We start from the raw sequence: 6,280 nt of genomic DNA on the forward strand, positions 1-6,280 counted from the left end.
ATCTTCGTCGAAAGGATCGATTGATGCGGCGCGAGATTCTGTTCGCGATGAACGAGGACATGGCGCGGCGCCGCCCTTGCGTTCTCATCACCGATCTCGACAGCGGCGATCAGCGCCTGGCGCGCGCGACGGACGAGCATGCCGATCCTCTGAGCGATGAAATCCGGCGCAGCCTGATGCGCGACGGCGGCCGCATCGTCGAAAGGGAAGGACGGCGTTTTTTCCTGCATTCGCATTTGCCGCCACGTCGCCTGATCGCGATCGGCGCCGTCCATATCGCGCAGGCTCTCGGCCCGATCGCTCGATTGGCGGGGTTCGACATGACCGTCATCGACCCGCGCGCCGCCTTCGCCGATGCGGAGCGTTTCCCCGACGACAAGCTCCTGCCGCAATGGCCGCAGGACGCGCTGCCCGCGTTGCGCCTCGACGCATCCTGCGCCGTCGTCCTGCTGACCCACGATCCCAGGATCGACGATCCGGGTCTTGCGCTCGCGCTCGCCTCGGATTGCTTCTACATCGGCGCGCTGGGGTCGCAAAAGACCCATGCGAACCGCGTGCAAAGGCTCAAGGCGCTGGGCTTCGACGATCGCTCCTTGAGCCGGATCAGGGCGCCGATCGGCCTCGCGATTCACGCCGCCACGCCCGCCGAGATCGCCGTCGCCATCATGGCCGAAATCATCGCGGCCCATCGCGGCCCGTGAGAAGCTGTCGAACATGACTAGGAGCGCCGGCGGCGACGGATTTGCCCAGCGAGAGGAGACCGGAATGGAGATCGGGAAATATCTTGGCTATCAGCGGCAAGTCGTCGTCACCTGCGGCCCGGACGAGAGCGTCGACGCGGCCGTCCTGCGGCTGACCCGGCACAATATCGGCGCCATGCCGGTCTGCGACGCGCGGGGCGCCGTCGTCGGCGTCTTTTCGGAACGCGATCTGATCCGCGCCTATGCCAGCGAAGGCGCCAATGTTTCCTCACGCTTTGTCAGCGACCTGATGACCCGGGCGGTCGTCACCTGCACGCCCGACACGACCATGTCCGAGGCGGAGAAGAAAATGCATGAAAAACGCATTCGCCATCTTCCGGTGATCGAGGAGGGACGCGTCGTCGGCATGCTGTCGATTCGCGACGTGGTGGCGTGGCGCCTGAGTCTGCAGCGGGACGAAATTCTGGTCCTGCGCGACGCCGTCATCGCGGCGCGCCATTCCTGACGCCTGCGCCCGTCCGCCCCGAGTCCGGTTCACCCCGAGTCCTGGAGACGCTCAAGCGCTTCCGGCTTCGCGATCTCCAGCAGCGCGTCGAGCGCGGGCGAGGCAGGCGCGCGCCACACCAGATGCGTGCGGCTACGCGCGATAGCCGGCGGCAGAGCGTGCCGCGACACCTGATCGCGCGCCGGGAGGCTCTCCAGCACCGCAAGCGGCAGGATCGCGACGCCGGCGCCGGCGGCGACGCAGGCCGCCATGGCGTGATAGGAGGCAAATTCCAGAATGCGCTCCGGCGCCGTCCCGGCGCCCGACAGCCATTCCTCCAGCCGCCGGCGATAGGAACAGCCCTGCGCGAAGGCGATGACGGTCTGTCCGGCCAATCGCATCGCGGTTTCAGGCGAAGCCCCCGGCGGCGCGATCAGGATCAGCTCTTCCTCGAACAAAGGCAGGTTCTCCAGCTCGGGCGCGAAAAAGGGCTCGGAAACGAAAGCCGCATCGATCTCGAATTTCTGCACTTTCTGGATCAGGGCGCCGGTCGGCGCGGTCGAAAGCTCGACCGTCACCTCCGGATGCAACGCATGATAACGCGCCAGCAGCGGCGGCAGCCGGACGCCGGCCGCGCTTTCCAGCGAGCCGAGGCGGAACCGCCCCAGCGGCCGGCCGCCGCGCAAAGCTTGAACCGCCTCGTCGGAAAGACGCAACAACCGCTCGGCATAGGACAACAGCCGCTGGCCCTCCGCCGTCAGCGCCAGCCCGCGTCCCTGCCGGCGAAACAGGGCGACGCCGAGACGCTCCTCAAGCTGGCGGATGCGCGTCGTGACATTGGACTGGACGCGGTTGAGCCGCGCGGCGGCGCGCAGCACGCCGCCCTCGGCCACGACCGCCCGGAAAATCGCCAGGGATTCCAAATCAAGTGTTCTCATATTGAGAATGATACTTCATCTTTATTCATTTGTCATGATGGGTTTCCGGCGCTCTAATTCGCTCATGACCCAACAGCCGCCATCGCCCCTGTTCGTCTGCCTCGCCGCCGCCATGGCGCTGGCCGTGGCGATGGGCGTCGGACGTTTCGCCTTCACGCCCATGCTGCCCTTGATGGTCCGCGACGGCGGCCTCGGCATGGGCGACAGCGCGGCGCTCGCGGCGGTCAATTATTTCGGCTATCTCGTCGGCGCCCTCGCCGCCGGACGCCTGCCCTGGCCGCCGACGGCGAGCGCGCGGGCGAGCCTGATCGGCGTCGTTGTGGTCACCGCCGCCATGGGCGCCACCACCCTGTTCCCGCTCTGGCTCCTGTTGCGCGGCCTCGCCGGCCTGTTCAGCGGCTGGGCTCTGGTCGGCGTCAGCGCCTGGGCGCTGTCGGCTTTGACGCAGGCCGGCCGTCCGCGCCTCGCGGCTTACGTCTTCGCCGGCGTCGGAACGGGCGTGGCTTTGGCCGGATTGTTCTGCCTGTTCGCGGCGCGGCCCGGCGTTTCCGCCGCGCGCCTGTGGCTCGAACTGGGCGCCGCCGCGCTGGTCGCCATTGTCGCGCCGCTGCTGCTGTTGCGCGGCGGGCCGGCGCCGGCTTCGCGTCCGGCGGCGCAGGCTGGCGGCCAAAGCCGCGACTTGAATCGTCTCGTGCTATGCTATGGCGTGTTCGGCTTCGGCTATATTCTGCCCGCGACCTTCCTGCCGGCGCTGGCGCGGCAGATGATCGACGATCCGCGCGTGTTTGGGCTGGTCTGGCCTTTGTTCGGCGCGGCCGCCGCCTTGTCCACCCTTGTCGCCGGCGCGCGTTGGATCCAGTCCCATCGCCTGCGCGCCTGGGCCACGTGCCATGGTCTGATGGCGCTCGGCGCCCTGCTCCCGAGCCTCTGGCTGACGCCGGCGAGTCTGGTCGCCTCGGCCCTGCTGATCGGCGGAACCTTCATGGTCGTCACCATGTTGGGCATGCAGGAAGCTCGCCTGCGCGCGCCCGACCGCGCCCCCGCCGCGCTCGGACGAATGACGGCGGCTTTCGCCTTGGGTCAGTTCGCCGGCCCGCTCGCGCTCACCGCCGCGCCGGCAGGCGCCCAGGGTCTTCGACTCGGCCTGCAGGCGGCCTGCGTCGCGCTTGCGCTCACCATTCCGGCGCTGTGGCGCCTAGTGTCGACTGCGATTCGATCGAATCGCAGTCGACTCTAGTTTCCTTTATTTTCGCAGCGTTTTTGCGAACCGAAGGTCCGCGTAAGCGAATAACCGGCATCCACTTTTTCGCACGCTGCTTGAGCTCCCAACGGAAAGACCGCATCATGACCAGCCCACAAGGTTTCGGCCCCGATACCTCCGAGCGCCTGCCGCTCATCCCGGAAGACGAGCGTTCGGAGGCGCAGCGCGCCGCCGCCGCGGCGATCATCAATGGGCCGCGCAAAGCCTTGTTCGGTCCCTTCCTTCCGCTGCTGCACAAGCCGGTTCTGATGGAGCGGCTCGGCGATCTCGGGGCCGCCTTGCGGTTCGAAAGCGGATTGCCGGAGTTGATCCGCGAATTGGTCATGGCCGCGACGGCGCGCGCGACCGGCAATCAGTTCGAATGGCAAACCCATGCGCCGCTGGCGCTGAAGGCCGGCGCAAGCCGCGAGGTTCTCGACGCGCTCGCCGCGCGCCGCGTTCCACGCAATCTGCCGGCTGATCAGGCGGCGGCGCTGGATCTCGTCGCGGAAGTGCTTCAGACCAATGGCCTGTCCGACGCCGGTTTTGCGACGGCGGAACGCCATTTCGGCAAGGCGGGGATCGTCGAGCTGACCGTGCTGGTCGGCTATTTCGTCACGATCTGCTGGGTGATGAATGTCGCGCGCACGCCGGGCCCCGGCGGCTATCCGCCCTTGACGGCGACGCCCGCCTGAGCGCCGGATCGGGCCGGTTTTTCTTTCTCTTTTCTTAGGAATGGCGCAGACCGCCCCGGCGCGCGGAATCGGCATTGCCTTTTTACCGCAGAGCTTTACGGTAAACTGGCGCTCCGCCGTCGCCTCGGAAATTCTGCATGAGCCGGCTCACTCTCGAACAGGCCAATGTCCTCGTCGCCGCCGCCTTGGCCAAGGGCCGCGAATTGGGACTCAAACCCCTGACCATCGCCGTTCTCGACGCCGGCGGCCATCTCGTCGCCTTGCAGAGAGAGGACGGCGCCTCCAATCACCGTCCGCAGATCGCCATAGGCAAGGCCAGCGGCGCGCTGGCGCTCGGCGTCTCCTCGCGCAAGATCGGCGAAATGGCCGTGGAGCGCCCGACCTTCATCGCCGCGCTCGGGCCGGTCCTGCCGCACGGGATCATTCCGGCGGCGGGCGGAATCATTCTGGTCGGCGCGGATGGCGCGCCCATCGGCGCGGTCGGCGTGACCGGCGACACATCGGATAATGACGAGGCCTGCGCCCTGGCGGGCGCGGCGAAAGCCGGTCTCGCGACACAATAAAACGGCGCGCCGGCTGAAGCCGGGCGAGCGTCCGCAGGTTCCAGGAAAGTCCGCATAAGCGGCAAGAACAATTCTCGCCAAAGGCGGGGCCAGGATCAGAAAACCGGCGCCAAGCCGGAAATAACGGCTTAAATAACGCCTTGGGGAGGCGCCCATGTTCCAGCAATTGCTGACGCCGGTCGGCGAGAGTCTCGGCCTGTCTTTTCTCGTCGCGATCCTTCCGGTCCTCGCCGTCCTGGTCCTGCTCGGCGTTCTCAGGCGCCCGGCCTGGCAAGCGGCGCTGACCGGCCTGATCGTGGGCCTCGTCGTCGCCATTGCGGTCTGGCAGATGCCGCCCGCGCTCGCCTTCAATTCCGTCTTCAACGGCGCCGTCTTCGCGCTGTGGCCGGTGATGTGGATCGTCGTCAATGCGCTGCTGCTCTACAATATCGCCGTCGCGTCGGGGCGCTTCCAGGCCTTCCGCGACTGGATGACCGACCATCTGCCCAATGACCGCCGCGTGGTGCTGGTGGTCGTCGGCTTCTGCTTCGGCGCGCTGCTCGAAGGCGTCTCCGGCTTCGGCACGCCGGTGGCGATCACCTCCTCGCTCCTGATCATCTTCGGCTTCGCGCCGCTCGAAGCTTTGGTCTTCGTGCTGATCTTCAACACCGCGCCGGTCGCCTTCGGCGCGCTCGGCGTGCCGGTCACGGTTCTCGGCGCCGTCACTGGCCTCAAGGCTGATGTGCTCGGCGCCATGATCGGCCGGCAACTGCCCTTCATCGCCACCATCCTGCCCTTCTATGTCATGGCGCTTTACGGCGGGCTGCGCTCGGTCCGGGCGCTGTGGCCGCTGCTGCTGGTCGCCGGCGGCAGTTTCGCGGCCTCCCAGTTCATCTCTTCGAACTTCCTCGATTACGCGTTGACGGACGTGCTGTCGGCGCTCGGCTCGCTGTTCTGCACCCTGCTCTTCACCCGCGTCTGGCGCCCGGCGCCCGATCCGGAATTCGCTGTCGCGCCCAAGGCGATGGAACAGGCGCATATCGCCACGCCGGTCGCCAACTGGCAGGGCTGGCTGCCCTGGCTGATCGTATCCGGCATCGTCATCGCCTGGACCCATTTCAAGATCGCCGAAATCGCCCAGCAGAAAATCCCGTGGCCCGGCCTGCATAATGCGATCTCGATCACGCTCTACAACAACAAGCCCTATGCCGCGGTCTGGACCTTCCAGCCGCTCGGCACCGGCACCGCGATCCTGCTCGCCGCCATCCTGTGCGCCGCCTTGTTCCGCCTGACGCCGAAGGACTTTTTCGGCTGCGTCGCCAAGACCGCGAAACAGGCCTGGCTGGCGATCATCACCGTCATGCTGATCATCGGCCTCGCCTATCTGATGAATTATTCCGGCATGGCCTATACGCTCGGCAAGGCGGTCGCCTCGACCGGCAAGCTGTTCGTCCTGCTCTCGCCCTTCCTCGGCTGGGTCGCGGTGCTGCTCTCGGGCAGCGACACCTCCGGCAACGCTTTGTTCGGCAATCTGCAGGTGGTGGCGGCGCGCCAGCTCGGGCTCGATCCGGTGCTGTTCGCTGCGACCAATTCCTCCGGCGGCGTGATGGGCAAGATGGTCTCGCCGCAGAATATCGCTACCGGCGTCGCCGTCACCAATCTCAAGGGCAAGGAGGGCGA

The 6,280-nt window shown here is 67.0% G+C and carries 7 protein-coding genes; 6 read left to right on the top strand and 1 reads right to left on the bottom strand.

The window, feature by feature from the left end:
• Nucleotides 1-23: 23 nt before the first annotated feature.
• Together ACE3S9_RS13030 and ACE3S9_RS13035 are read left to right on the top strand one after the other, a co-directional pair.
• Nucleotides 24-701, top strand: a complete 678-nt coding sequence (locus tag ACE3S9_RS13030) for an XdhC family protein (protein WP_374546906.1) — start codon at nucleotides 24-26, stop codon at nucleotides 699-701.
• Between the two features lie 64 nt (nucleotides 702-765).
• Complete coding sequence (locus ACE3S9_RS13035) at nucleotides 766-1,206, top strand: CBS domain-containing protein (protein WP_374546900.1); 441 nt, start codon at nucleotides 766-768, stop codon at nucleotides 1,204-1,206.
• A gap of 29 nt (nucleotides 1,207-1,235) precedes the next feature.
• On the opposite strand, the gene ACE3S9_RS13040 is transcribed toward ACE3S9_RS13035, so the two are convergent.
• Nucleotides 1,236-2,123, bottom strand: a complete 888-nt coding sequence (locus ACE3S9_RS13040; RefSeq protein ID WP_374546901.1) for a LysR substrate-binding domain-containing protein — start codon at nucleotides 2,121-2,123, stop codon at nucleotides 1,236-1,238.
• A 64-nt stretch (nucleotides 2,124-2,187) separates the two neighbouring features.
• Between ACE3S9_RS13040 and ACE3S9_RS13045 the strand changes: the two genes are divergently transcribed.
• From ACE3S9_RS13045 to ACE3S9_RS13060, 4 genes are all read left to right on the top strand, one after another.
• Nucleotides 2,188-3,360 carry a YbfB/YjiJ family MFS transporter gene (locus ACE3S9_RS13045; protein WP_374546902.1) on the top strand — a complete coding sequence of 391 codons (1,173 nt, stop codon included), beginning with the start codon at nucleotides 2,188-2,190 and terminating at the stop codon, nucleotides 3,358-3,360.
• 107 nt (nucleotides 3,361-3,467) lie between these two features.
• Nucleotides 3,468-4,058: a carboxymuconolactone decarboxylase family protein gene (locus tag ACE3S9_RS13050; protein WP_374546903.1), complete on the top strand. Its 591-nt coding sequence runs from the start codon at nucleotides 3,468-3,470 to the stop codon at nucleotides 4,056-4,058.
• Nucleotides 4,059-4,195: 137 nt separating this feature from the next.
• The gene (locus ACE3S9_RS13055) at nucleotides 4,196-4,621 is read left to right on the top strand and encodes a heme-binding protein (RefSeq protein WP_374546904.1); all 426 of its coding nucleotides are present in this window, start codon (nucleotides 4,196-4,198) and stop codon (nucleotides 4,619-4,621) included.
• 154 nt (nucleotides 4,622-4,775) lie between these two features.
• On the top strand, nucleotides 4,776-6,280 hold a 1,505-nt coding region (locus ACE3S9_RS13060; RefSeq protein WP_374546905.1), incomplete at its 3' end, for an L-lactate permease.

Origin of the sequence: Rhodoblastus sp., assembly GCF_041915505.1 — a bacterium.
Lineage (GTDB): Bacteria > Pseudomonadota > Alphaproteobacteria > Rhizobiales > Beijerinckiaceae > Rhodoblastus.

Bases quoted from the DNA above. Each gene is read 5' to 3' on its own strand.
- ACE3S9_RS13050 (WP_374546903.1), top strand. From the start codon at position 3,468: ATGACCAGCCCACAAGGTTTCGGCCCCGATACCTCCGAGCGCCTGCCG.
- ACE3S9_RS13030 (WP_374546906.1), top strand. From the start codon at position 24: ATGCGGCGCGAGATTCTGTTCGCGATGAACGAGGACATGGCGCGGCGC.
- ACE3S9_RS13055 (WP_374546904.1), top strand. From the start codon at position 4,196: ATGAGCCGGCTCACTCTCGAACAGGCCAATGTCCTCGTCGCCGCCGCC.
- ACE3S9_RS13045 (WP_374546902.1), top strand. From the start codon at position 2,188: ATGACCCAACAGCCGCCATCGCCCCTGTTCGTCTGCCTCGCCGCCGCC.
- ACE3S9_RS13035 (WP_374546900.1), top strand. From the start codon at position 766: ATGGAGATCGGGAAATATCTTGGCTATCAGCGGCAAGTCGTCGTCACC.
- ACE3S9_RS13040 (WP_374546901.1), bottom strand. From the start codon at position 2,123: ATGAGAACACTTGATTTGGAATCCCTGGCGATTTTCCGGGCGGTCGTG.